This is a genomic window from Pseudomonas sp. MN1F (assembly GCF_009391885.1).
Lineage (GTDB): Bacteria > Pseudomonadota > Gammaproteobacteria > Pseudomonadales > Pseudomonadaceae > Aquipseudomonas.
The window spans coordinates 83,969-106,806 of sequence record NZ_VZII01000041.1 but is presented as its reverse complement, the minus strand read 5'-3'; the positions used below and the strand labels follow the sequence as shown (position 1 = coordinate 106,806).

Annotated in this window: 26 protein-coding genes; 18 read left to right on the top strand and 8 right to left on the bottom strand. The window is 61.9% G+C overall.

Annotation, left to right across the window (positions count from 1 at the left end):
- Positions 1-93 precede the first annotated feature (93 nt).
- Positions 94-684 (top strand): DUF4157 domain-containing protein, encoded by a 591-nt coding sequence (locus tag F6X59_RS20575; RefSeq protein ID WP_152957856.1) that lies wholly within the window; start codon positions 94-96, stop codon positions 682-684.
- Between the two features lie 48 nt (positions 685-732).
- Here the strand turns inward: F6X59_RS20575 and F6X59_RS20570 are convergent, their stop codons facing one another.
- Positions 733-1,725, bottom strand: a complete 993-nt coding sequence (locus F6X59_RS20570; protein ID WP_372240464.1) for a bile acid:sodium symporter family protein — start codon at positions 1,723-1,725, stop codon at positions 733-735.
- Between the two features lie 118 nt (positions 1,726-1,843).
- On the opposite strand from F6X59_RS20570, the gene ampC reads away from it, so the two are divergent.
- From ampC to F6X59_RS20555, 3 genes are all read left to right on the top strand, one after another.
- Positions 1,844-2,980, top strand: a complete 1,137-nt coding sequence (ampC, locus tag F6X59_RS20565; RefSeq protein ID WP_152957854.1) for a class C beta-lactamase — start codon at positions 1,844-1,846, stop codon at positions 2,978-2,980.
- Positions 2,981-3,284: 304 nt separating this feature from the next.
- Positions 3,285-3,617, top strand: a complete 333-nt coding sequence (locus F6X59_RS20560) for a hypothetical protein (protein WP_027916800.1) — start codon at positions 3,285-3,287, stop codon at positions 3,615-3,617.
- 89 nt (positions 3,618-3,706) lie between these two features.
- A complete protein-coding gene (locus F6X59_RS20555) occupies positions 3,707-4,129 on the top strand; it encodes a group II truncated hemoglobin (RefSeq protein ID WP_152957853.1) in 423 nt (140 codons plus the stop codon).
- Here F6X59_RS20555 and F6X59_RS20550 read toward each other — a convergent pair.
- Together F6X59_RS20550 and F6X59_RS20545 are read right to left on the bottom strand one after the other, a co-directional pair.
- Complete coding sequence (locus tag F6X59_RS20550) at positions 4,120-4,422, bottom strand: hypothetical protein (RefSeq protein WP_152957852.1); 303 nt, start codon at positions 4,420-4,422, stop codon at positions 4,120-4,122. The genes F6X59_RS20555 and F6X59_RS20550 overlap by 10 nt on opposite strands.
- Before the next feature lie 92 nt (positions 4,423-4,514).
- Positions 4,515-4,739, bottom strand: coding sequence for a hypothetical protein (locus tag F6X59_RS20545; RefSeq protein WP_152957851.1), 225 nt, complete (start codon positions 4,737-4,739; stop codon positions 4,515-4,517).
- Between the two features lie 259 nt (positions 4,740-4,998).
- Between F6X59_RS20545 and F6X59_RS20540 the strand changes: the two genes are divergently transcribed.
- The 3 genes from F6X59_RS20540 to F6X59_RS20530 are packed head-to-tail and all read left to right on the top strand — an operon-like array spanning position 4,999 to position 6,659.
- Positions 4,999-5,493 carry a type VI secretion system tube protein Hcp gene (locus tag F6X59_RS20540; protein WP_152957850.1) on the top strand — a complete coding sequence of 165 codons (495 nt, stop codon included), beginning with the start codon at positions 4,999-5,001 and terminating at the stop codon, positions 5,491-5,493.
- Between the two features lie 10 nt (positions 5,494-5,503).
- On the top strand, positions 5,504-6,349 hold the full coding sequence (locus tag F6X59_RS20535; RefSeq protein WP_152957849.1) for an RNase A-like domain-containing protein: 846 nt from the start codon (positions 5,504-5,506) through the stop codon (positions 6,347-6,349).
- A 10-nt stretch (positions 6,350-6,359) separates the two neighbouring features.
- Positions 6,360-6,659, top strand: coding sequence for a hypothetical protein (locus F6X59_RS20530; protein WP_256669383.1), 300 nt, complete (start codon positions 6,360-6,362; stop codon positions 6,657-6,659).
- Positions 6,660-6,936: 277 nt separating this feature from the next.
- Here the strand turns inward: F6X59_RS20530 and F6X59_RS20525 are convergent, their stop codons facing one another.
- The 3 genes from F6X59_RS20525 to F6X59_RS20515 all read right to left on the bottom strand — a co-directional run bounded on the left by F6X59_RS20525 (position 6,937) and on the right by F6X59_RS20515 (position 8,530).
- Positions 6,937-7,125, bottom strand: coding sequence for a hypothetical protein (locus F6X59_RS20525; RefSeq protein WP_152957848.1), 189 nt, complete (start codon positions 7,123-7,125; stop codon positions 6,937-6,939).
- Between the two features lie 137 nt (positions 7,126-7,262).
- Positions 7,263-7,583 (bottom strand): YbjQ family protein, encoded by a 321-nt coding sequence (locus F6X59_RS20520; protein WP_152957847.1) that lies wholly within the window; start codon positions 7,581-7,583, stop codon positions 7,263-7,265.
- A 59-nt stretch (positions 7,584-7,642) separates the two neighbouring features.
- A complete protein-coding gene (locus F6X59_RS20515) occupies positions 7,643-8,530 on the bottom strand; it encodes an EamA family transporter (protein ID WP_152957846.1) in 888 nt (295 codons plus the stop codon).
- Positions 8,531-8,763: 233 nt separating this feature from the next.
- Here F6X59_RS20515 and F6X59_RS20510 point away from each other — a divergent pair, with 233 nt between their 5' ends.
- A complete protein-coding gene (locus tag F6X59_RS20510; protein WP_152957845.1) occupies positions 8,764-10,161 on the top strand; it encodes a cytosine permease in 1,398 nt (465 codons plus the stop codon).
- Between the two features lie 21 nt (positions 10,162-10,182).
- Here F6X59_RS20510 and F6X59_RS20505 read toward each other — a convergent pair whose 3' ends face one another.
- Both F6X59_RS20505 and F6X59_RS20500 read right to left on the bottom strand, forming a co-directional pair.
- A complete protein-coding gene (locus F6X59_RS20505) occupies positions 10,183-11,010 on the bottom strand; it encodes a class II aldolase/adducin family protein (protein ID WP_372240463.1) in 828 nt (275 codons plus the stop codon).
- A complete protein-coding gene (locus tag F6X59_RS20500) occupies positions 10,991-12,034 on the bottom strand; it encodes an ABC transporter substrate-binding protein (RefSeq protein ID WP_152957843.1) in 1,044 nt (347 codons plus the stop codon). Before F6X59_RS20500 ends, F6X59_RS20505 begins: the two co-directional genes overlap by 20 nt.
- Positions 12,035-12,222: 188 nt before the next feature.
- On the opposite strand from F6X59_RS20500, the gene F6X59_RS20495 reads away from it, so the two are divergent.
- The 10 genes from F6X59_RS20495 (at position 12,223) to F6X59_RS20450 (ending at position 22,836) form a co-directional block, all read left to right on the top strand.
- On the top strand, positions 12,223-14,175 hold the full coding sequence (locus tag F6X59_RS20495) for an FAD-dependent oxidoreductase (RefSeq protein WP_152957842.1): 1,953 nt from the start codon (positions 12,223-12,225) through the stop codon (positions 14,173-14,175).
- Between the two features lie 39 nt (positions 14,176-14,214).
- Positions 14,215-14,817: a helix-turn-helix domain-containing protein gene (locus F6X59_RS20490; RefSeq protein WP_152957841.1), complete on the top strand. Its 603-nt coding sequence runs from the start codon at positions 14,215-14,217 to the stop codon at positions 14,815-14,817.
- Between the two features lie 82 nt (positions 14,818-14,899).
- Complete coding sequence (locus tag F6X59_RS20485) at positions 14,900-15,184, top strand: hypothetical protein (protein WP_152957840.1); 285 nt, start codon at positions 14,900-14,902, stop codon at positions 15,182-15,184.
- Between the two features lie 132 nt (positions 15,185-15,316).
- Complete coding sequence (yghU, locus tag F6X59_RS20480) at positions 15,317-16,156, top strand: glutathione-dependent disulfide-bond oxidoreductase (protein ID WP_152957839.1); 840 nt, start codon at positions 15,317-15,319, stop codon at positions 16,154-16,156.
- A 136-nt stretch (positions 16,157-16,292) separates the two neighbouring features.
- Entirely contained in the window at positions 16,293-17,996 is a 1,704-nt protein-coding gene (locus F6X59_RS20475) for an amidase (protein WP_152957838.1), read from the top strand.
- Between the two features lie 86 nt (positions 17,997-18,082).
- Entirely contained in the window at positions 18,083-19,000 is a 918-nt protein-coding gene (locus F6X59_RS20470; protein ID WP_152957837.1) for a pyridoxal-phosphate dependent enzyme, read from the top strand.
- A gap of 211 nt (positions 19,001-19,211) precedes the next feature.
- The gene (locus tag F6X59_RS20465; RefSeq protein ID WP_152957836.1) at positions 19,212-20,309 is read left to right on the top strand and encodes a carboxynorspermidine decarboxylase; all 1,098 of its coding nucleotides are present in this window, start codon (positions 19,212-19,214) and stop codon (positions 20,307-20,309) included.
- A 33-nt stretch (positions 20,310-20,342) separates the two neighbouring features.
- Complete coding sequence (locus F6X59_RS20460; protein WP_054887353.1) at positions 20,343-21,587, top strand: saccharopine dehydrogenase family protein; 1,245 nt, start codon at positions 20,343-20,345, stop codon at positions 21,585-21,587.
- 188 nt (positions 21,588-21,775) lie between these two features.
- Positions 21,776-22,282, top strand: a complete 507-nt coding sequence (locus tag F6X59_RS20455) for a hypothetical protein (RefSeq protein WP_152957835.1) — start codon at positions 21,776-21,778, stop codon at positions 22,280-22,282.
- Between the two features lie 74 nt (positions 22,283-22,356).
- Positions 22,357-22,836, top strand: a complete 480-nt coding sequence (locus F6X59_RS20450; RefSeq protein WP_152957834.1) for a hypothetical protein — start codon at positions 22,357-22,359, stop codon at positions 22,834-22,836.
- Positions 22,837-22,838 lie beyond the last annotated feature (2 nt).

The window sequence follows — 22,838 nt, the reverse complement described above, 5'->3', positions numbered from 1 at the left end:
CTGCCTCCCGAGTGAATGATCATCTGGCCAACGAACGCTATGTTATGATCACGCGCCCCGTCAAAGCTCATCTCGGCCAGAACTGCCTCCATAATGAAGCCATTCCTCCTTCTGCTCGCGCTGCTGGCAACCCCCGCGCTGGCCGAACAGGCCTGCCCGCCCGGGCAGTATCAGGTGTGCCTGATGGGCTGCTTCTGCGCGCCGATCGACCCCGGCCAGGCCGGGCAGATTCTCAAGGATGTCGAGACCGTGGCGTCAAGTAGCCTGGCGTTTGCCTTGCAACAGGCTCGCGACGAGGCCACCGCCAGCGGCAGTCAACCGATCCCTTTGCACATCCGCGCGCAACTGGAGCCCTGGTATGACTTTGCCGTGCTCGATGCCGCGCGCTACCGGGTCGGTAACGAGCAGCAGGTCACGGCGGCCAACGCCATGCTGCAGAACCCGGACGTGAACGCGGTGACGCTGATCGACACCATCATCTTCCGCCATGCCAGCGATGCCGAGGACAACGTAGCGTTGTGGGCCCATGAACTGAAGCATGTGCAGCAGTATCAGCAACTGGGCGTGAATGAGTTTGCCCGGCGCTATACGCGCAACTACGAAGAGCTGGAAGGGCCGGCCTACAAGATCGAGGCCGAGGTGGGCAAGGCATTGCGCGAGCGCAGTTCCGGGCAGGCTCGATAGCCTGTACCGGCCGCTGTGGGAGCGGCCGGTACAGGCACCATGCAGCTATCAGGAAGAAGCAGTAGCCCCCTCACCCACCTGCTCACGGCTGGCATAACGCTGCGCCAGCACCGCACATACCATCAACTGGATCTGGTGGAACAGCATCAACGGCAGAATCATCGCGCCGATGCCACTTCCCACGAACAGCACCTGGGCCATAGGCACCCCGGTGGCCAGGCTCTTCTTGGAACCGGCGAACAGGATGGTGATGCGGTCTTCCAGGCTGAAGCCCAGCACCTTGCCCAGCATACGCGTACCGAACAGCACCAGCGCCAACAGGATCCCGCAGACGGCGAACAGCCCGGCCAGGTGCTGCGGCGACACGGTGTGCCACAGGCCGGTGACCACCGCCTCGCTGAACGCGGTGTACACCACCAGCAGAATCGAGCCCTGGTCGACGATCTTCAGCCAGCGGGCATTCTTCTTGACCCAGGCGCCGATCCAACGCCGTGCGATCTGCCCGGCCACGAACGGCACCAGCAACTGCAGGGTGATCTTCAACACGGCGTCCAGCCCTGAACCGGTATCGCCACTGGCGCCCAGCAGCATCACCACCAGCAGCGGGGTAAGGAAGATGCCGATCAGGCTGGAAGCCGCCGCGCTGCAGATGGCTGCCGGCACGTTGCCGCGGGCCAGCGAGGTGAAGGCGATGGCCGACTGTACGGTGGCAGGCAGCGCGCACAAGTACAGCACGCCGAGGTACAACTCGTTACCCACCAATGGTACGAACAGCGGCTTGAACGCCAGGCCCAGCAGCGGGAACATCACGAAGGTGCAGGAGAACACCAGCAGGTGCAGGCGCCAGTGGCCAGCACCGGCGATGATCGCCTCGCGCGACAACTTGGCACCGTGCAGGAAGAACAGCAGGCCTATCGCCAGGTTGGTCAGCCAGCCGAAATACACCGCGCCGTCGCCCGAGCAAGGCAGCACGGTGGCGATCAGCACCACCCCGAGCAGGCATAGGGTGAAGTTGTCGAACAACATGCGCAAATACTTCATAACAGTTTCCATCTTGTCGTTGTGCAAGGGCAGACGATAAGGTCTTGGGTTTTTTCCCGCTAACGCCGGAACCCCCATTGGTGTCGCTCAACGGACACACCCACGAAAAGGACCTTACATGCCGCTCGTACGTCTTGCTCCACTGATCATCCTGTTCGGCGTCGCCTGCGCGCACGCTGGCGAGCCGTTGCAAGCACAGGTGGACGGGGTCATCAGGCCGCTGATGAAAGAACAGGACATCGCCGGCATGGCGGTGGCGGTCTACGCCAACGGCCAGGCCCACTACTTCAGCTATGGCGTGGCCAGCAAGGCCGACGGCAAGCCGGTGACCGCCGACACCCTGTTCGAAATCGGTTCGCTGAGCAAGACCTACACTGCCACCCTCGTGGCGCTAGCCAGTGCTGAAGGCAAGCTCGACCTCGACGCCCCTGCCCGGCGCTACGAACCGGCCCTCGCCGGTGCACCGTTGGGCGAAGCCAGCGTGCTGGAGCTCGGCGCCTACAGCGCCGATTGCCTGCCATTGCAGTTCCCCGATGAAGTACAGACGCCGGAGCAGACGCTGGCGTTCTTCCGCAACTGGAAGCCGCGCACCGCGCATGGCACTCAGCGCTGCTATTCCAACCCGAGCCTGGGGCTGTTCGGCGACCTCGCGGCACGTGCGCAACACAAGCCATTCGCGACCGTCATGACCCAGCAGTTGCTACCGCAGATGGGCCTGCAGCATACCTACCTGCAGGTGCCGCAGGCTGCACAGGCACTGTACGCACAGGGCTATGACGCGCAGAACCGCCCGGTGCGGGTCAGCCCCGGCCCCTACGCCGACGAAGCCTACGGCATCAAGACCAGCGCCAGCGACCTGCTGCGCTACGTGCGCCTGCACATGCAGCCTGCCGCACTGCCGCCGGCACTGCGCAAGGCGACCGAAATCACCCAGGCCGGCTACTTCAAGGTTGGTGCCATGACCCAGGGCCTGGGCTGGGAGCGCTACCCGTACCCGGTCGCGCTGGACACGCTGGTCGATGGCAACAGCCCGCGCCTGATTCGTGAGCCGCAGCCCACCCAGCGCCTGAACCCGGCGCTCCCGGCCCTGCCTGCAGCCTGGTACAACAAGACCGGATCCACCAACGGTTTCGGCGTCTACGCCGCCTTCATCCCGTCCGAAGGCAAGGCCATTGCCCTGCTTGCCAACCGCAATTACCCCAATGAAGCCCGTGTGCGTGCGGCGTTCCAGATTCTTTCCGGGCTCGACCGCTGAGTCACCGCCGAACGGATTGCCAGACAATATGACAAAAATGTAGTGACTAAAAATATTCACTACAAAACCATTGACGCCGTTCCTCAGCCTTGTGCATGATGAAGCCGTCTCCCTGATCGGGAGCGGTGGCAAGGGTGTTCCAGACGGCTTGCGCGGTAACGCAGGCCGTCCGTGGAGAGGGAATCTGTCCAAAAGGCAGCGTGAGAAAGCCCCTGTTGCGATGCTGCTGTAGCAGCCTTGGTAGTGCGCTACAACCTGTAGTGCCAACTGTGACAATCAAAAACAAATAGGTGATGGGGGCTTTATGATGAACTTGAACAACAATCCGACTATCGACCAATTGGCCCAGCTGTTCGCGGTACGCAAGGACAGCCTCGACGACCATCTGCTGTGGGTCAGCCAGACCGGCGAGGTGCGCATCGACCGCCTGCCGCCGAACACGGTCGAAGATGAATTCGAAGCGCACCTGCCCAGCATGCGCGCCCGCTTTAAGGTCTACCGCCGTGGCCAGGGCTACGTCGGCAAGAAGGCCGCCGCCGATACCGAGTTCGTCGGCCGCGTGCTACAGACCCTGCAACAAGAATGGCCCGCCGCCCGTGAGCGGCAGGCAGTCAAGGTGATCGAACCGCTGAACTGAGGGTTCGCCACCACTTATGGAGCCCGGCCTGCATAGGCCGGGCTTTTTCATGCCTGCTACAATGCCGGCCCGTGATTGTGGAACCCAGCATGACTACCCCTGCATATGGCACTGGCGATGCTTCGTACCAGGCCGCTGGCGGCATCGACGGCCTGCGCCGTCTGGTCGACGACTTCTATCGGCTGATGGACCAGGACCCGGCAGCCGCCCCGGTGCGGCAGATGCACCCGGCCGACCTCGCCGGTTCGCGCGACAAGCTGGCGTGCTTCCTCAGTGGCTGGCTGGGCGGGCCACGGCTGTACGCCGAGCGCTATGGCTCGATCGGTATTCCATCATTCCATGCACAATGGCCAATCGACGCACAGCACGCAGCGATCTGGCTGACCTGCATGCGCGACGCGATTGCCCTGCAGCCCTGGGAACCGGCGTTCGCCGACTACCTGCTGCGCCAACTAGCAGTGCCAGCCCAGCGCATCGTCCAGGCTGCCAGCGCCCGCCACCCTCAGGCCTGAAGGCGCCGCTGCAGCACGGGCAACGGCAACGCACCGGTGGCCAGCGCCCGAGCCCGGTCCACACCCCATACCAGCGCACGGGTCATGGTTTCGCCGGGCCGCGCCGGGTAGTACTCCTCCAACAGTGCCTTGCCATCCTTACCGTAGAGGCCGAGGAACAGCTGCGTTGCACCGAGCCGCGACAGGCGCACCTGGATATCCAGCGAAGTGCCGTCGCTGAGCACTTCGTCATGGCAGCGGCTGTGCAACTGTGCGTCGGCCCACTGCCAATAGGTCTCGTCCCTGACTCGCATGAAAAATCAATCCTCTCTTTCCTAGATGCCGCGCCAGAAGACCACAACTGCGCCGCCATCGCGAGGGCAACCCGCGGTTACCTTGAGCAGGATCAAGCAATACCAAGAAAAACCGGCCGTTGGGCGTGTTGCTGTTCACTCAAGCACTCGAGTCTAGGCTGGGCTGGGCTTTGTAGAAAGCTCGATGCCAGCCTTCTGGCTGGGGACTTTTTTTGCCCTTTCATCGGTAATTGCTCCACATCGGCGATCTCTTCAATTTTTCCGCCTTCAGTACTTTCACCCAGAATGCCCCTATTGATATGGAAAGGTGACCACATGGCGACTTTTCCTACAAGTCCTTGCGAACTGGTCTTACACCACCAATGCAATTTAGACCTCTAGAATGTTGATTCTGGCAGGTTGATTCAGCTCAATTACGCCTGCGAAATCGCAGAGGTCATCAAGTCGAGTGGAACCTGCAAGACGGCGGCGCTTATCCAGAAGTTGGAGGATGCTGCGACGCCTCAGGCAGGAAAGCTGAACGCAAACTCGCCAAAGATCTTTAGTTCGAGTTTTGATCAATAGTAAGGAACTACTATGTCGTTTGATGCATTTATGAAGGTTGATGGTATTGAGGGTGAGTCGCTTGATGAGGGGCACAAAGGTTGGATAGAACTGCTGTCCTATCACTACGACGCCATGCAGTCTATTAGCCATACCGCCAGTTCAAGCGGCGGTGCCTCCGCGGGAGGTGTTACCCTTGGGGATTTTCAAATCGGCAAGTACATCGACCGTGCAACCCCTAAACTATTTGAGCTTTGCTGCAGGGGCCTTCATATAAAAACCGTAACCATTCGCGTCCATCGTGCAGGAGCTGAGAAATTCAAGTATCTAGACATTGTGCTTGAAGAGGTACTCATTGCACTGGTAAGCGGGCAAGCCGCAGAACAATCGGGCTTACCTGTCGAAGTGGTAACACTCAATTACGGTCGCATTAGATTCGAATACACTCAGCAACGGCGCGTGGATGGAGGGAGTGCCGGCATCGTCTCTGGTGGCTGGGACAGGACAACCAACAAGCCATTTGCGTAGGAATCGCGTGATGACGGATGATGGAAATTTTCGCGTAATTCTTAATTTTGCACAAATGGCCGCAGTACTCTCCCATGAATCCCTCACGCCTGCAGAAATGGCGTCCAATCGCATATTTGGCAGCTTTCGACTCGTTGGCGGAATTATTGAGCTTGCTGGTGCAAGCGTATTGTGTGCGCTACCAGAACCAACCATGATTTCAAAGGCGGGTTGCATCGCTATGGGCGTACACGCATCTGATCAACTTTCAGCTGCATCCACACAGATTATGACAGGCAAAGAAACTGATAGTTACGCGTTCAAAGCTGGAGCTACAGCCGCAGAAGCAATTGGCGCATCACGATCAACCGGCCGAGTTATTGGCCTTGCTACTGAATTTGCAGTACCGTTATCCACTGCATCTATCTACAACGCATTCCGGGTTTCCTCAGTACGCGCCGGCAGAATAAGTATTGCTACAAGCGAAAAGCCGCTCCACGCACCGAACCGAAGCATCGGCGGCCATACTGAGAAGCATCATTTTCAAAAAGACATTGCGGCATTGCAGTGGCGACTAAAGAAAGTAAGATCAGCCAGTGTAATGTCTACCTTCGAGAAAATGGACATTGCAGAACGTGCGGTTAGCCAAGCACTGAAAGCCAATCGGCTTCGTATATTAATGTTCTCCAAAACCAAATTTATTCGCAACAGCAATCGCCTGGTTTTGGATTTTGACACCAAACAGATTGTAGGATGGGGCATTTACCGATCAGCCCAGAGCACGCCAGTCAGCATGACAAAAGTAAGGGTTGTGGTAGAATTCGTCGAATACAACTACATGCCAAGGTACATTCTTACTGCATTCCCCATACCATGAGGCAGTTTCAATGCGTGGCTACATGCAATTAGTAGACTTCATGAAGGAGCTGGGCGATGGCATACTCGATTATCTGCCCGAAGACCAGCGAACGAAGCAACTCAGCGTCGAAGGTGTAATTGAACAATGGATGGCTAAAAAATCGTATTTCTCGGCGCTCGCTTTAAAAAGGGACATTGCAACCTATATTGCACTTCAGAAGTCTGGAAACTTCACCGTGGATGAGATATTGTCATGGTACGATCTCTCTTTTATACCTGAAGATTCGGCGTTGAAGAAAATATATTCTTCACCGGCATCCTTGGGATGATTGACTCACACATCGCCAAAAAGAAAAAGGCTCTTCTCATCCATTATTTCGGGTGGCTAGGTTACCGATGAAATCCTGCACCAGAAAATGTACTGATCACGTCAATGGAATAGAGCCGAACGTTTGAGCGCACTGCACGAATGAGTAAATTGACATAAAATCCGACACCCGCTAACGAGCACCGGATTTTAAGCAGGCCGACTCAACTCAATTGCTTGAGCGAACAGTATCTTCACCGTCGGGCGGGTTTATGTGAGCAGGTTCACTTTTTCGAGGCTTACTTCCTGGCAGGCACCCGTGGCGTGAAACGGCCCTTCTTGCTGCGCTGCAGATGTGCAGGCTTGAGGTCTTCCGATTCATCCAGGGTCATGTGGGCGAAGCCCAGGCGGAACGCCGCCTGACCGCAACGCACCTGGCTGTTGATCGGGTATGCATCGTTCATGTCTTCGAAAAAGGACTCGCTCATGCCCTAGCTCCATTCAGTGGCGACCGCGTCAGCCAGCAAATGGGCTGACCTGAAAAACGCAACCTATGCCAGTGAGACTAGCCGGTCACAAGCGGACTGCCTGGACGAAACCTGCAGACCCGACCAGTGGCACTTGGCTACTTCAGCCGCACGGCAGTACCGGTGGCGAACACCACGACCATGCCGCCTTGCACCGACGGCATGCTGATCTCGAAGTCCACGCCTACCACGGCATCGGCTTGCAACTGCCGTGCCCGCGCCACGAGCTCATCGGTGGCCTGCTCGCGGGCCTCGCGCAGGGCGCTTTCCAGGGTCTGCGAACGGCCACCGAAGAAGTCGCGAAAGCGTGTGAAGAAATCGCGCACGAAGTTGATGCCCTGCACCGATTCGGAGCTGACCACGCCAAGGTACTCGGCGATCGGGCGGCCTTCGAGCTGGCTGGTGGTGGAGATGATCATGTAGAGCTCCTTGGCCTTGCAAAAAAGGCCAAGTCTAACAAATGCGCCGGCCGCTTCCGCTATTGCGCGCTCGCCGCGCGCAAGCGCTGCCCCAGCTTCGGCCCGAACACGTTGACCAGCAAGCCAAGCATCACCAGTAATGCGCCCCAGCCCTGCACCGCTGTCAGCCGCTCACCGAGCAACCAGACCGACGAGCTCAGGCCGATCACCGGCACCAGCAGCGAAAACGGCGCCACCTTGCCCGCCGGGTGGCGCGACAGCAGCTTGCTCCACAGGCTGTAGCCGATCATGGTGGCGACGAATGCCAGATACGCCAGCGCCAGCACCGAGCTCCAGCTGATATTGGCCAGCGCATGGCCGATCCGCTCCGGCCCTTCCAGCCACCACGACAAGGCCAGGAACGGCAGCGGCGGAATCAACCCGCCCCAGATCACCAGTGCCACCAGGTCCACCGAGCCGAAGCGGCGGGTGATGATGTTGCCCATGCCCCACATGGCCCCGCCGCACAAGGTCAGCAGCAGCGCCACCAGCGGCACATGGCCGCTGTCCTCGCTGCCGATCAGCGCCAGGCCGCTGGCCGCCACCATCAGGCCGAGCACGCTGGCCAGGCGCAGGCGTTCACCGAGGAACAGCGCGGCAAAGCCGAGGGTGAAGAACGCCTGCGACTGCAGCACCAGCGAAGCCAGGCCCGGAGGCATGCCGCTGTACATGGCCTGGAAGAGAAAGGCGAACTGGCCCAGGGAGATGGTCGCGCCATAGGCGATCAGCCAGCGCCAAGGCAGCTTCGGTCGCCTGACCAGGAGCACGGCCGGGAACGCCACCAGCAGAAAGCGCAATGCCCCCAGCAGCATCGGCGGCAAGCCATCGAGGCCGACCTTGATGACCACGAAATTGACTCCCCAGGCGACGATCACCACCAGGGCGATCAGCAGGTCCTTGAGCGGCATTGCAGCTTCCTTCTTCAGGCGTTCTAGACATATTTCGTTACAGCATAAGGCCATTTTTCGGGCTGGGACCAGCACAGTTGTGGCTAACCCTTGCGCAACAGATTGGCTGTTATGCCCTGCAGACTTCACTTGACCCTACTTGTATATACATGCTGATATCAGGCAGACGCCATCCGCGCCACGCACCGGCGATGGCCCTCCCCTGACACAAAAACAATGAAGTGGAGCCCTCAATGTCTCGCAAATCCGTGCTCGAACGGCGCTCTATCGACTACATTCCCGAAGCCGAGCGCCATGGCAAGCTGTATAGCCAGTTCACCCTCTGGCTCGGCGCCAACCTGCAGATTACCGCCATCGTCACCGGCGCCCTGGCCGTAGTGCTCGGCGGTGACGTGTTCTGGTCGCTGATCGGCCTGCTGTTGGGCCAGTTGATTGGCGGCGCGGTCATGGCCCTGCATGCGGCCCAGGGCCCGCGCCTGGGCCTGCCGCAGATGATCTCCAGCCGTGTGCAGTTCGGGGTGTACGGCGCGGCCATCCCGATGGTGCTGGTGTGCCTGATGTACCTGGGTTTCACCGCCACCGGCACGGTGCTGTCCGGGCAGGCCATTGGCCAGTTGCTGAGCGTCAGCGACAGCACCGGCATCCTCATCTTCGCCTCGGTCATCGTGCTTGCCACCCTGGCCGGCTACCGGGTGATCCACTGGATCGGCCGGGTCGCCAGCGTGCTGGGGATCATTGCCTTCGTCTACCTGTTCAGCCGCATCCTGATGCTCGCCGACATCGGCCAGTTGCTGGAGAACCGCCACTTCAGCTGGGCCACCTTCCTGCTCGCGGTGTCGCTGGCGGCGTCCTGGCAGATCGCCTTTGGCCCCTACGTGGCGGATTATTCGCGCTACCTGCCGAGCAGCACCTCGCCGGTGAAGACCTTCCTCGCCGCCGGCCTCGGTTCGGTCATCGGCGCACAGGCGTCGATGATCCTCGGCGTGTTCGCCGCGGCGATCGCCGGCGGGCAGTTCAGCGGGCGTGAAGTGGCCTACATCGTCGGCCTCGGTGGCGCCGGTACCACCGCCGCGCTGCTGTACTTCTGCATCGCCTTCGGCAAGGTGACCATCTCGACGCTGAACTCCTATGGCAGCTTCATGTGCATCGCCACCATCATCAGCGGCTTTCGTGGCCACCTGGCAATCAGCCGCGTACAACGCCTGGTGTTCGTGCTGGCCATCGTCGGCGCTGCCACCCTGGTGGCCCTGCTCGGCCAGCACTCGTTCCTCAGTGCGTTCAAGTCGTTCATCCTGTTCCTGCTGACCTTCTTCGTGCCCTGGAGCGCGGTCAACCTGGTGGATTACTACTTCATCACCAAGGAGCGCTACGACATCCCTGCCCTGGCCGACCCGGAGGGCCGCTATGGCCGCTGGAACTGGCCTGGCATCAGCGTCTACACCCTCGGCGTGCTGGTGCAGATGCCGTTCATCGACACCAAGCTGTACACCGGCCCCATGGTCGCGCACCTGGGTGGCGTGGATGTGTCATGGCTGATCGGCTTGGTGGTGCCGAGCGTTCTGTACTACTGCGTGGCGCGCAGGCGTGCCGCCGAGGCACCGGCCAGCATGATCGTGCCGCAGGCGCGCTGATTGCCGCCAGGCGGGCGGCTGTCAGTCGCGATAGCCAGGGGCGACTCGCTCCAGCATTCGCAACAAAGCCGCCCACGCCAGCTGCAGCGCATCCGGGTCGCTCAGCTCGCCCGGCTTTAGCCCGCGCATCGGTTCATTGAACTGCCGCTCGGTATGCGCGCACACCGCCTCCGACGGCAACACCAGCTGCCCAGCACTCTGCGCCGCCAGCTGAATGTCACAGGCCTTTTCCAGGTAATACATGCGCAGGAACGCCTCGGCCACCGAGCGCCCGGTGGTCAGCAAGCCATGGTTACGCAGGATCATCACCGGCTTGTCGCCCAGGTCGGCCACCAGCCGCTGCTGCTCGTCCAGGTCAAGCGCGATGCCTTCATAGGCGTGGTAGGCGACCTTGCCATGGAATTCCATCGACATCTGGTTGACCGGCAGCAACCCGCACTCCAGCGCCGCCACCGCGCAACCGGCGCGGGTGTGGGTGTGCAACACGCACTGGGCGTCCTCCCGGGCGGCATGGATGGCGCTGTGGATGACGAAGCCGGCCGGGTTGACCGGGTATTCGCTGGGCGCCACCGGCCGGCCTTGCAGGTCGATTTTCACCAGGCTGGAGGCGGTGATTTCATCGAACAGCAGCCCATAGGGATTGATCAGGAAATGGTGCTCGGGGCCCGGCAGGCGCAGGGAAATATGGGTGAAGATCAGGTCCGACATGCGGAAATGGGCAATCAGCCGATAGCAGGCGGCCAGTTGCTGGCGCAGGGTCTGTTCCGTGGCAGTCATTGTTGTTCTCCTGTTGGCATTCGGGGCCGCTTTGCGGCCCCGACAAACTACATCATTTGCTGGCCCAGGCATTGAAGCGCTGTTCCAGCTCTTCGCCGTGATCGACCCAGAACTCCACATTCATCGCCAAAGCGCCCTGCAGGTTCTCCGGCGAGGTCGGCACCCAGCTGGCCAGCGACGGGTCAAGCCTTGCCGCCGCCTGGGTATTGGTCGGCCCATAAGGGATCTGCTCGACGTAACGCACCTGGGTATCCGGCTGGTTGGCGTAGCTGATCAAGCGTTTGGCCTGATCGACATGCTTCGAGCCCTTGATGATCGCCCAGTAGTCCATGCCATACAGGCTGCCAGGCCAGACCACCGCCAGCGGGCTGCCTTGCTGCGCGGCCACGGCGATGCGGCCGCTGTAGGTCGAGGTCATCACCACATCGCCCGCCGTCAGCCACTGCGCCGGTTGCGCGCCGGCATCCCACCACTGGATATACGGCTTGAGTTCGGTGAGCTTGGCAAAGGCGCGCTCGACACCCGCCGGGGTCGACAGCACCTTGTACACGTCATCGACCTTGACCCCGTCGGCCAGCAAGGCAAATTCCAGGTTGTACACCGCGCGCTTGCGCAGGCCGCGCTTGCCCGGGTACTTCTGCACGTTCCAGAAGTCGGCCCATGAGGTCGGCGCCTGGGCCAGCTTGTCACGGTCGTAGGCAATCGCCACGCTCCACACCAGCGCCGCCGAGCCGCAATCCTGGGCGGCAGCGGGGATCAGTTCGGCGGCATGCCCCAGGCGCTGCCAGTCGAGGTGCTCGTAGATGCCTTCGTCGCAGCCGCGCATCAGGTCCGGCCCCTCTATCTGCACCACGTCCCAGTCGACATTGCCGGTATCGGCCATCACCTGGATGCGCGCCATCTCGCCGTTGTATTCGCTCTGGATCAACTGGCTGCCGTCCTGGGCGCTGAAAGGCTGGAAGATCGCCACATCCTGGGCTTTCTGACCGGCGCCGCCATAGCCGACCACGACCATCTGCGGCGCCGCTTGCGCACTGCCCAGGCCCAAGGCCAGCAGCGCTGCGCAAAGGCCGGTACTGCGAGGGAATGCCTGCATCGAGTTGCCTCCTGTCGGTACCGCCGCGCGTTAGCTCGAAGGCCCGTTTCTTGTTGTAGTGAGGTCACGCGCCACTGCCGTGGCTGGGAAAAAGCTAGTTGGGCACCAGTAAAAAAACAAGTTGATTTTTTACTAGCGCTACACTTTCATGAGAAAAACAAGAACAGCACCGCACCGGAGCCGCCCGCATGACGACCGCCTTCGCCCACCTCTTCGAACCGCTGCAGATCCGCGGCAAACGCCTGAAGAACCGCATCATGTCGACCGGCCACGACACCTGCCTGCCCACCGACAACCTGGTCAACGACAAGCTCATCGCCTACCAGCGCGCCCGCGCCGCCGGCGGCGTCGGCCTGATCGTGCTGCAGGTGGCCGGGGTGCATGACAGTGCGCGCTACACCTCGCATGTGCTGATGGCCACCGACGACGCCTGCATAGACGGCTACCGGCGCCTGGCCGAGGCCTGCCATGCCCATGACACGGTAGTGCTGTCGCAATTGTTCCACCCAGGGCGGGAGATCATGGAGTCGGCGGACGGCCTGCTGGCGGTCGCTTACTCGGCCTCGTCGGTGCCCAACGAGCGCTTCCGGGTGATGCCGCGGGCGCTGGACCAGGCGATGATCGACGAGATCGTCCAGGGCTATGCCAGCGCCGCCCGGCGCCTGCACCAGGCCGGCCTGGACGGTGTCGAGGTGGTGGCCAGCCATGGCTACCTGCCGGCGCAGTTCCTCAACCCGCGGGTCAACCAGCGCAACGACGGCTACAACGGCGAACTGGAACAGCGCCTGCGCTTTTTGCGTGAAGTGCTGGCAGCAGTCAGGGCGGCCACCGACGAGCAGTTCATCGTCGGCCTGCGCATCAGCGCCGATGAGCGCGACAGCGACGGCCTGAGCGAAGACGAATCGCTCGCCGCCGCCCAGGCCCTGCAAGACCAGGTCGACTACCTGCACATCGTCGCCGGCACCTCGGCGTCGCTGGGCGGCGCCGTGCATATCGTGCCGCCAATGGCCATCGCTCCGGCCTACCTGGCGCGCGAGGCCGGCACCTTCAAGCAGCACCTGGACATCCCGCTGTTCGTCACCGGGCGCATCAACCAGCCGCAGGAAGCCGAGCTGATCCTGGCCCGTGGCCAGGCCGATGTGTGTGGCATGACCCGCGCGCTGATCTGCGACCCGCAGATGCCAGCCAAGACCGAGCGTGGCCAGGTCGAGGACGTGCGCGCCTGCATTGCCTGCAACCAGGCCTGCATCGGCCACTTCCATCGGGGGCTGCCGATCTCCTGTATCCAACACCCGGAAACCGGGCGCGAATTGCAGTACCAACACGCTGCCCCCGCTACCGCGCGCAAGCGCATCCTGGTCGCGGGTGGTGGGCCCGCCGGCATGAAGGCTGCAGCCGTTGCCGCCGCCCGTGGGCATGAGGTCACGCTGTACGAAGCCAGTACACAACTCGGCGGCCAGATACAGCTCGCCCAGCTGCTGCCCCGGCGCAGCGAATTCGGCGGCGCCAGCACCAACCTGCAGCGTGAGATGGAACTGGCCGGCGTACGCGTAGTACGTAATACGCGTGTCGACCGCGCCCTGGTCGAACGCGAACACCCCGACCTGGTGATTGCCGCCACCGGCGCCACGCCCTACTGGCCATCGTTCGAACGCAGCGGCGAGCTGCAGGTGGTGGATGCCTGGCAGGTCCTGCGCAATGAGGCCATCCTCGGCCGCTCGGTGCTGGTGATCGACTGGCGCTGCGACTGGATCGGCCCCGGCATCGCCGAGCGCCTGGTGCGCGCCGGCCACCAGGTGCAACTGGCGGTGAACGGCACCCACTGCGGCGAAACCTTGCCGCTGTACGTCCGCGACCAGATGGCCGGCGAACTGCACCGTCTGGGCATCCCCATCACGCCGTATGCCCGCCTGTACGGCTGCGACGACAACACCGTCTACCTGCAACACACCGCCAGCGGCGAGCCGATGATCTTCGAAGGTATCGACACCCTGGTGCTGTGCCTCGGCCACCAACCTCAGGACACCCTGGCAGCAGAACTGGCAGGCCTGGTGGAGGTGCGGCGCATCGGTGACTGCCTGGCCCCACGCACAGCCGAAGAGGCCATCCACGACGGCCTGACTGTTGCCTGGGCGCTCTGAGCCTGGCCATACTGCGGCTTTCCCGATGGACCGAAGCGCATGAGCCAACAACCCCAGTTACCGCCCGCCGCCGAAGACGGCGGCAGCGCGCCGCAGTTTCTCGGTGGCCGCATCCGCGGCCTGCGCAAGCGCCGCGGCATGACCCTGGCGGAGCTGGCGGCGCACAGCGAGCTGACCGCCGGCTACATCAGCCAGCTGGAGCGCAACCTGTCATACCCGTCGATCCCGGCGCTGTTCAACATTGCCCGCAGCCTCGGTGTGACTATCCAGTGGTTCTTCGCCAGCGAAGCCACCACCGCCCCCGAAGACCAGGGTTACGTGGTGCGGCGCAACAGCCGGCTGAGCGTGCATTACGAGGACGGCATCGTCGACCAGTTGCTGACCCCGCAACCCAACCGCCAGCTCGAGATGCTGCACTCGCGCTTTCCGCCAGGCACCTACAGCCAGCAGAGCTATAGCCATGAAGGTGACGAAGCGGGCTATGTGCTCTCGGGTAGCTTCGAGGTGTGGGTGGGTGAACGCCACTTCCTGCTGGGCGAAGGCGACAGTTTCAGTTTCTCCAGCCAGGAGCCGCACCGTTACGGCAACCCTGGCGAAGTGGATGCCGTGGTGATCTGGGTCATCACCCCGCCAACATTTTGAAAAGATCTGCCAGCTGGCCCCGTAACATCGTTGCCTGCAATTACGGTCTACTGTGTCTTTCGGACTTTCCAGGAGCACAACGTTGAACAATATCCTGATCATTGGCACCGGCATCGCCGGCCCATGGAGCGCACTGAGCGCCATTCGGCAACTGAACCTGCAAGGCCAGAAGGGTGCCCAGGTGACCTTGCTGGCCCCCCAGACTGGCCTGCAGCAGCCGTTCGATCACGGCAACCTGTGCCTGGTCCAAGGCACCACCTCGCATGTCGATGCCGCCGACCGACGCGTCCACTACCGCACCCCTTCCGGCACCCGCTGCAGCCTTTCATACGACCGCCTGATCGCAGCGCAACTGTGGCCCTGGTGAGCCACTTGGCCAACGCACCTTGCAGCTGACGCCCGCGCCCAATGCATTTGCGCTTTTCTCCGAACCCATGGCATAGATGCAAGTCCACGCCTTTGCGTGGACGCTTTCGCGCTTTCCAAGGAGAACCTCTGCATGAGCAAGCCCCCCTACATCCCGCCCAAGGTCTGGCGCAACGAAGCCGCGTCCGGTGGCCAGTTCGCCAGCATCAACCGGCCGATCGCCGGGCCGACCCATGACAAGGACCTGCCCGTCGGCAAGCACCCGCTGCAGCTGTACTCCCTGGCCACCCCCAACGGCGTCAAGGTCACCATCCTGCTCGAAGAACTGCTCGCTCAGGGCCACAGCGGCGCCGAATACGATGCCTGGCTGATCCGCATCGGTGACGGCGAGCAGTTCTCCAGTGGCTTCGTCGAGGTCAACCCCAACTCGAAGATCCCCGCCCTGCTCGACCGCAGCGTCGAGCCGCCAGTGCGGGTGTTCGAGTCTGGTTCGATCCTGCTGCACCTGGCGGAAAAGTTCGGCGCCTTCCTGCCCAAGGCAGCGGCCGCACGCACCGAAACCCTGAACTGGCTGTTCTGGCAGATGGGCTCCGCGCCTTACCTGGGCGGCGGCTTCGGCCACTTCTATGTGTACGCGCCGGAGAAGTTCGAATACGCCATCAACCGCTTCACCATGGAAGCCAAGCGCCAACTCGACGTGCTGGAGCGCCGCCTGGCGGTCAGCCGCTACCTTGGAGGCGACGAATACAGCATCGCCGATATCGCCGTATGGCCGTGGTATGGCCAACTGGTGCGCGGCAACCTGTATGGTGCGGCCGAGTTCCTGGCGGTGGATGAATACCCACAGGTGCAGCGCTGGGCCGAAGAAATTGCCCAGCGCCCGGCCGTGCAGCGTGGCACCCGGGTCAACCGCACCTGGGGCGATGAAGCCAGCCAGGTGCCCGAGCGGCACTCGGCGGCCGACCTGGATTGAGGCTATCGGGGCCGCTGCGCGGCCCCGACAATGCCCCGTTGCAAAAAACCATTTCTCCCGCGCAAACCTCCCAGCCCTGATCCCTTCTTGTACACTCCTCGCACTAGCCCCAACCTGCACAAATTTTGGTGAAAGCATGATCGAGGTAACCGAGGTTTCCATTGCCGAGCTGCGCGACGCACTCGAAACGGGCCGCACGACGGCAGTCGAGCTGGTCAAGGCCTACCTGGCGCGCATCGATGCCTACGATGGAGCCGACACCGCCACCGCGCTGAACGCCGTGGTCGTGCGCAACCCTGAAGCGCTCAAGGAGGCCGAGGCCTCCGACGCCCGCCGCGCCAAGGGCCAGACCCTGAGCCCGCTGGACGGCATCCCCTACACCGCCAAGGACAGCTACCTGGTCAAGGGCCTGACTGCCGCCTCCGGCAGCCCGGCGTTCAAGGACCTGGTCGCCCAGCGCGACGCCTTCACCATCGAGCGCCTGCGCGCCGCCGGGGCCGTGTGCCTGGGCAAGACCAACATGCCACCGATGGCCAATGGCGGCATGCAGCGTGGTGTCTACGGCCGCGCCGAAAGCCCGTACAACGCCCAGTACCTGACCGCACCATTTGCCTCTGGCTCGTCCAACGGCGCCGGTACCGCCACCGCCGCCAGTTTCAGCGCCTTCGGCCTGGCCGAGGAAACCTGGTCGAGTGGTCGTGGCCCTGCCTCGAACAACGGTCTGTGCGCCTACACCCCGTCGCGTGGCGTGATCTCGGTACGTGGCAACTGGCCGCTGACCCCGACCATGGACGTGGTGGTGCCCTATGCCCGGACCATGGCCGACCTGCTGGAAATCCTCGACGTGGTAGTCGCCGACGATGCCGACAAGCGCGGCGACCTGTGGCGCCTGCAGCCGTGGGTACCGATCCCGGCCGCCTCCTCCGTGCGCCCGGCTTCCTACCTGGACCTGGCCGTCGATGCCAGCTCGCTCAAGGGCAAGCGCTTTGGCGTACCGCGCATGTACATCAATGCCGACGCCCAAGCCGGCACCGCCGAGAAGCCAGGCATTGGCGGCCCGACCGGCCAGCGCATCATCACCCGTGACAGCGTCATCGCCCTGTGGCAGCAGGCCCGCCAGGCCCTGGAAGCGGCCGGCGCCGAAGTACTGGAAGTCGACTTCCCGCTGGTGTCCAACTGCGAGGGCGACCGCCCAGGCGCGCCGACTGTCTACAACCGTGGCATCGTCAGCAAGGAATTCCTCCATGACGAACTGTGGGAGCTGTCGGGCTGGGCCTTCGACGACTTCCTGCGCGCCAACGATGACCCCCAGCTCAACCGCCTGGCCGATGTCGATGGCCCGCAGATCTTCCCGCACGACCCGGGCACCCTGCCCAACCGTGAGGACGACCTGGCCGCCGGCATGGACGAATACGTCAACATGGCCAAGCGCGGCCTGAAGACCTGGGACCAGATCGAGACCCTGCCCGATGGCCTGCGCGGGCTGGAAAAGACCCGCAAGATGGACCTCGAAGACTGGATGGATGCGCAAGGCCTGGACGCCGTGCTGTTCCCGACCGTGGCCGATGTGGGCCCGGCCGATGCCGACGTCAACCCGGCCTCGGCCGACATCGCCTGGAGCAACGGCATCTGGGTGGCCAACGGCAACCTGGCCATCCGCCACCTGGGCGTGCCGACCGTGACCGTGCCGATGGGCGTGATGGCCGACATCGGCATGCCGGTGGGGCTGACCTTTGCCGGCAAGGCCTATAGCGACAATGCGCTGCTGAGCTTTGCTGCGGCCTTTGAAGCGACCGGCTCGCGCCGCAAGGTACCGCCGCGCACGCCGCCCCTGGGCTGAGCATCCTGGCCCCATCGTTGGCTTGCCGACGCTGGGGCCAGCTGGTATGACATCCTTCCTTTGTGTTGCGCAATCAGAAGGTTTTCATGCCCCTCCATATCCAGACGCCCCTCGTCGAATCCCGCCCCCTTTCGCTGGCCGTTGGCCGTTCGGTGTGGCTCAAGCTCGATGCCCTGCAGCCGTGCGGCTCGTTCAAGCTGCGCGGGGTCGGCCATGCCTGCGAGGTGCACCACGCCCGTGGTGCGCGCCATTTCGTCTCCTCGTCGGGCGGCAATGCCGGGCTGGCCGTGGCCTATGCCGGGCGCAAGCTGGGGGTGCCGGTGACCGTGGTGGTGCCTGAGACCACTACCGAGCGGGCCAAGGAACTGCTGCGCCTGGAAGACGCCAAGGTGGTGGTGCATGGCAGCTCATGGCAAGAGGCCAACGAGTTGGCACTGACGCTGGTCGGTGCGGGCGATGCCTTCATCCACCCGTTCGACGACCCGCTGCTGTGGGCCGGGCATGCCAGCCTGGTCGACGAAGTGGCGGCGAGCGGGTTCAAACCGGGTGCGGTGGTGCTGTCGGTGGGCGGCGGCGGCCTGCTCAGCGGTGTGGTCGAGGGCTTGCAGCGCAATGGCTGGGGCGATGTGCCGGTGCTGGCGGTGGAAACCACCGGGGCCGCTTCGCTGCATGCCGCCATGCAGGCCGGGCACACGGTTGAGCTGCCACGCATCGCCTCGGTGGCCAGTTCGCTGGGCGCCAAGCGCGTGGCCGAACAGGCGCTGGCCTGTACCCGACAGCATCCGGTGCAAAGCCACCTGGTCAGTGATCGGGCAGCGCTGGAGGCCTGCGAGCGGTTCCTGCTGGACCATCGGGTGCTGGTGGAGCCGGCATGTGGCGCCGCATTGGCACTGGCTTATGAAGCCGCTGCCCTGGCCAGCTACCAGCACGTGCTGGTAGTGGTTTGTGGCGGGGCCACTGCTACGCTGGAGCAGATTCAGGCCTGGCTTAAGCAGGTCGATTGACGCGCCCCGCGAAAGGGCCGGAACAGGAAATTGAACGTCGCTGTCATCAGGATGTTCATTTCCCCCTGTACTACTGAACCCGCCACTGCCGAAACATTTCACCTGCAACCACCGCCACGCAGACGAAATACACCATCCGCCCTTTCGATCTGCGGCAAGTGAAGGCACAATGCGGGTCTTTTTTTTGGCCGGCCTGGCCGGGGGCCTTTAAATGATCAAGACGCCGTACTACCTCATCGACAAAACCAAGCTCCTGAGCAACATGGAGAAGATCGCCTACGTGCGCGAAAACTCCGGTGCCAAGGCGCTGCTCGCCCTCAAGTGCTTCGCTACCTGGTCGGTGTTCGACCTGATGCAGCAGTACATGGACGGCACCACTTCGTCCTCGCTGTTCGAGCTCAAGCTCGGCCGCCAGAAATTCGCTGGCGAAACCCACGCCTACAGCGTGGCCTGGGCCGATGACGAAATCGAGGAAATGCTCGAGAACTGCGACAAGATCATCTTCAACTCGATCGGCCAACTGCAGCGCTTCGCCGAACAGTCCGAAGGCAAGGTCCGCGGCCTGCGCGTCAACCCGCAGGTGAGCAGCTCCGACTACCTGCTGGCCGACCCGGCACGCCCGTTCAGCCGCCTCGGCGAATGGGACCCGGTGAAGATCGAACAGGTGATCGAACAGATCTCCGGCTTCATGTTCCACAACAACTGCGAGAACGGTGATTTCGGCCTGTTCGACAAGATGCTGTCGCACATCGAAGAACGCTTCGGCCACCTGCTGCACAAGGTCGAGTGGGTCAGCCTCGGTGGCGGCATCCACTTCACCGGCGAAGGCTATGCAGTGGACGCCTTCTGCGCGCGCCTGAAAGCCTTCTCCGAGCACTACGGCGTGCAGGTCTACCTGGAGCCGGGCGAAGCGGCCATCACCAACAGCGCCTCGCTGGAAGTGACCGTGCTCGACACCCTGTACAACGGCAAGCACCTGGCCGTGGTCGACAGCTCGATCGAAGCACACCTGCTCGACCTGCTGATCTACCGCCTCAACGCCAAGATGGCCCCCAACGACGGCGAGCACACCTACATGGTCTGCGGCAAGTCGTGCCTGGCCGGTGACATCTTCGGCGAGTACCAATTCGATCGTCCGCTGGCCATCGGCGACCGCCTGTCGTTCATCGACACGGCCGGCTACACCATGGTCAAGAAAAACTGGTTCAACGGCCTGAAGATGCCATCGATCGTGGTCAAGCAGCTCGACGGCAGCGTCGAGGTGGTCCGCGATTTCGGTTTCGAAGACTACGTTTCCAGCCTGTCGTAAGACCGGCTTTCCAAGTAAGGAGCAAAAGGTAAATTGAAGAAGAACGTTCTTATCATTGGTGCAGGAGGTGTCGCCAAGGTGGTGGCCCACAAGTGCGCGCAGCATAACGACGAACTGGGTCGTATCGCTATCGCGTCACGGAACATCTCCAAATGCCAGGCCATCATCGACAGCGTCAAGGCCAAGGGTAGCCTCAAGGTACCCGCCGACATCCAGGCCTTCTCACTCAACGCCCTCGATGTCGAGGCGACCAAGGCACTGATCCGCGAGACCGAATCGCAGATCGTGATCAACGTCGGTTCCGCTTTCCTTAACATGTCGGTGCTGCGTGCCTGCATCGATACCGGTGTCGCCTACCTGGACACCGCCATCCACGAAGAGCCGGGCAAGATCTGCGAGACCCCGCCGTGGTACGGCAACTACGAGTGGAAACACCTCGAAGAGTGCCAACAAAAGAACATTACCGCCATTCTCGGCGTCGGTTTCGACCCGGGTGTGGTGAACAGCTACGCAAAACTTGCGCAGCAGCAATACTTCGACAGCATTGATTCGATCGACATTCTCGACGTCAATGCCGGTTCGCACGGCAAGTACTTCGCCACCAACTTCGACCCGGAAATCAACTTCCGCGAGTTTACCGGGCAAGTGTGGAGCTGGCAGAACAGCCAGTGGACCAGCAACACCATGTTCGAAGTCAAGCGTACCGACGACCTGCCGGTAGTAGGTTCGCAGAACCTGTACCTGACTGGCCATGACGAAGTTCATTCGATCTCGAAGAACCTCAACGTGCCGAACGTGCGTTTCTGGATGAGCTTCGGCGAGCACTACATCAATGTGTTCACCGTGCTGAAGAACCTTGGCCTGCTCTCCGAGCAACCGGTAAAAACTGCCGAAGGCCTGGAAGTGGTCCCGCTGAAAGTGGTCAAGGCCGTGCTGCCTGACCCGGCCTCGCTGGCCCCGGGCTACACCGGCAAGACCTGCATCGGTGACCTGGTCAAGGGCACCAAGGACGGTAAGCCGCGCGAAGTGTTCATCTACAACGTGGCCGACCACGAAGAAGCCTACGCCGAGACCGACAGCCAGGGCATTTCCTACACCGCCGGTGTACCGCCAGTGGCCGCGGCCCTGCTGGTCGCCCGTGGCGAGTGGGATGCCAAGCGCATGGTCAACGTCGAGGAACTGCCAGCCGAGCCATTCCTCAAGGCGCTGGACGTGATGGGCCTGCCGACCCGCGTGAAAGATGAAAATGGCGACCGTCCCTGGGACGCTGAAGCCTAAGCAGTAAACCAGAAGGGGTGCCAACAGGGCGCCCCTTCTGCATTTCAGGCCCGAAATGAATGCCGGTGCAGGTTGCCTTCATTTCCTGCTGCCAGGAAATACTACCGAATCGTTCACTCCCGCCTGTTATCGCTAGGGTGGCCCTGCTCGGAGACCCACCGTTTCTGATCTTTGCCACAGGAAGCGCTATGAACAGTGAAACAGTTTCCCCGTATTGGGCAGAACAGACGTTTATTGGAAAATTGTACGTCCAGGTACAAAACCAAAAAGCCGCTATTAATGTAGGCAACGAACCTTCAATAGCTGCTGAAAACGAAGATTCGTTAAGGGGCCCAACTCCACCCCCTACTCCCATCCCCTTGCTCATGCCTGGCACTCAGGAAGCATTCAAGCTCGTCTTCAAGTTCAGCAGCAAGTCGTCGAATCGCTTCAGCTATCAGTTGCTGGATGCGGCTGGCCCGGCCTGTTGTACGCTTGACGAACACGGCCACATCATACTCAGCGGCGCACAACAGACCACCTTTGAACTTGAAGTGCTTTCAGCACAGGCCAATTCGCTGCGCTGCATCATGTACAGCAATAACCAGAAGATAAGGCTTTTCCGTTACGCGTTCACGAGGCCTAGGCCACGACAGGTAGAAGTGCTGAGGCTCAACGTCGGCGCTGCCTGCGAATTCGTGATCGAGCGCTGTTGAAGCATGCAGACGCCTAGTCCTACCTCCACCGTTACGCTACTGAATAGCCGACCCGTGTATCCCAGGAGTTTCTTATGCCTGTAGTACAACCCGCACACTGGATTCAACGCTCCTCATTCATCGGCAAGCTCTATTTGCTTGATCAAAGCAAGCGTATACCTCTTTCCCTGACCACCGCAGGGCTGTTGGAGTTCGCTGCCAATGACTGGCTGCAGGCTGGGGGATCCAGTGACTCCCCGGCCATGCTGTTCCACTATCACTCTGAATCGCCCGACCGAATCAATGTCACGGTCTCGCTTTTCGACAAGCGTGTTGCAACGCTGGATGTCAGCCGAAACAACTACCTCGGGTTCTATACGAATCAGGACAAGCAGGCCATCTTCAAGCTCCAGCCCCGCGAATGGAGTAAAGATACCCTGAAGTGTTATTTTCGCGATCAACAGGACAACCCCATCAAACGCATCGCAGGTGCCCCCGGCAACCTGGCAGAAGCCGCCTATCTGACCGTTGCTGCTGGAACCCAGCATGAATTCCTTGTTGTTCGCACAAACTGACG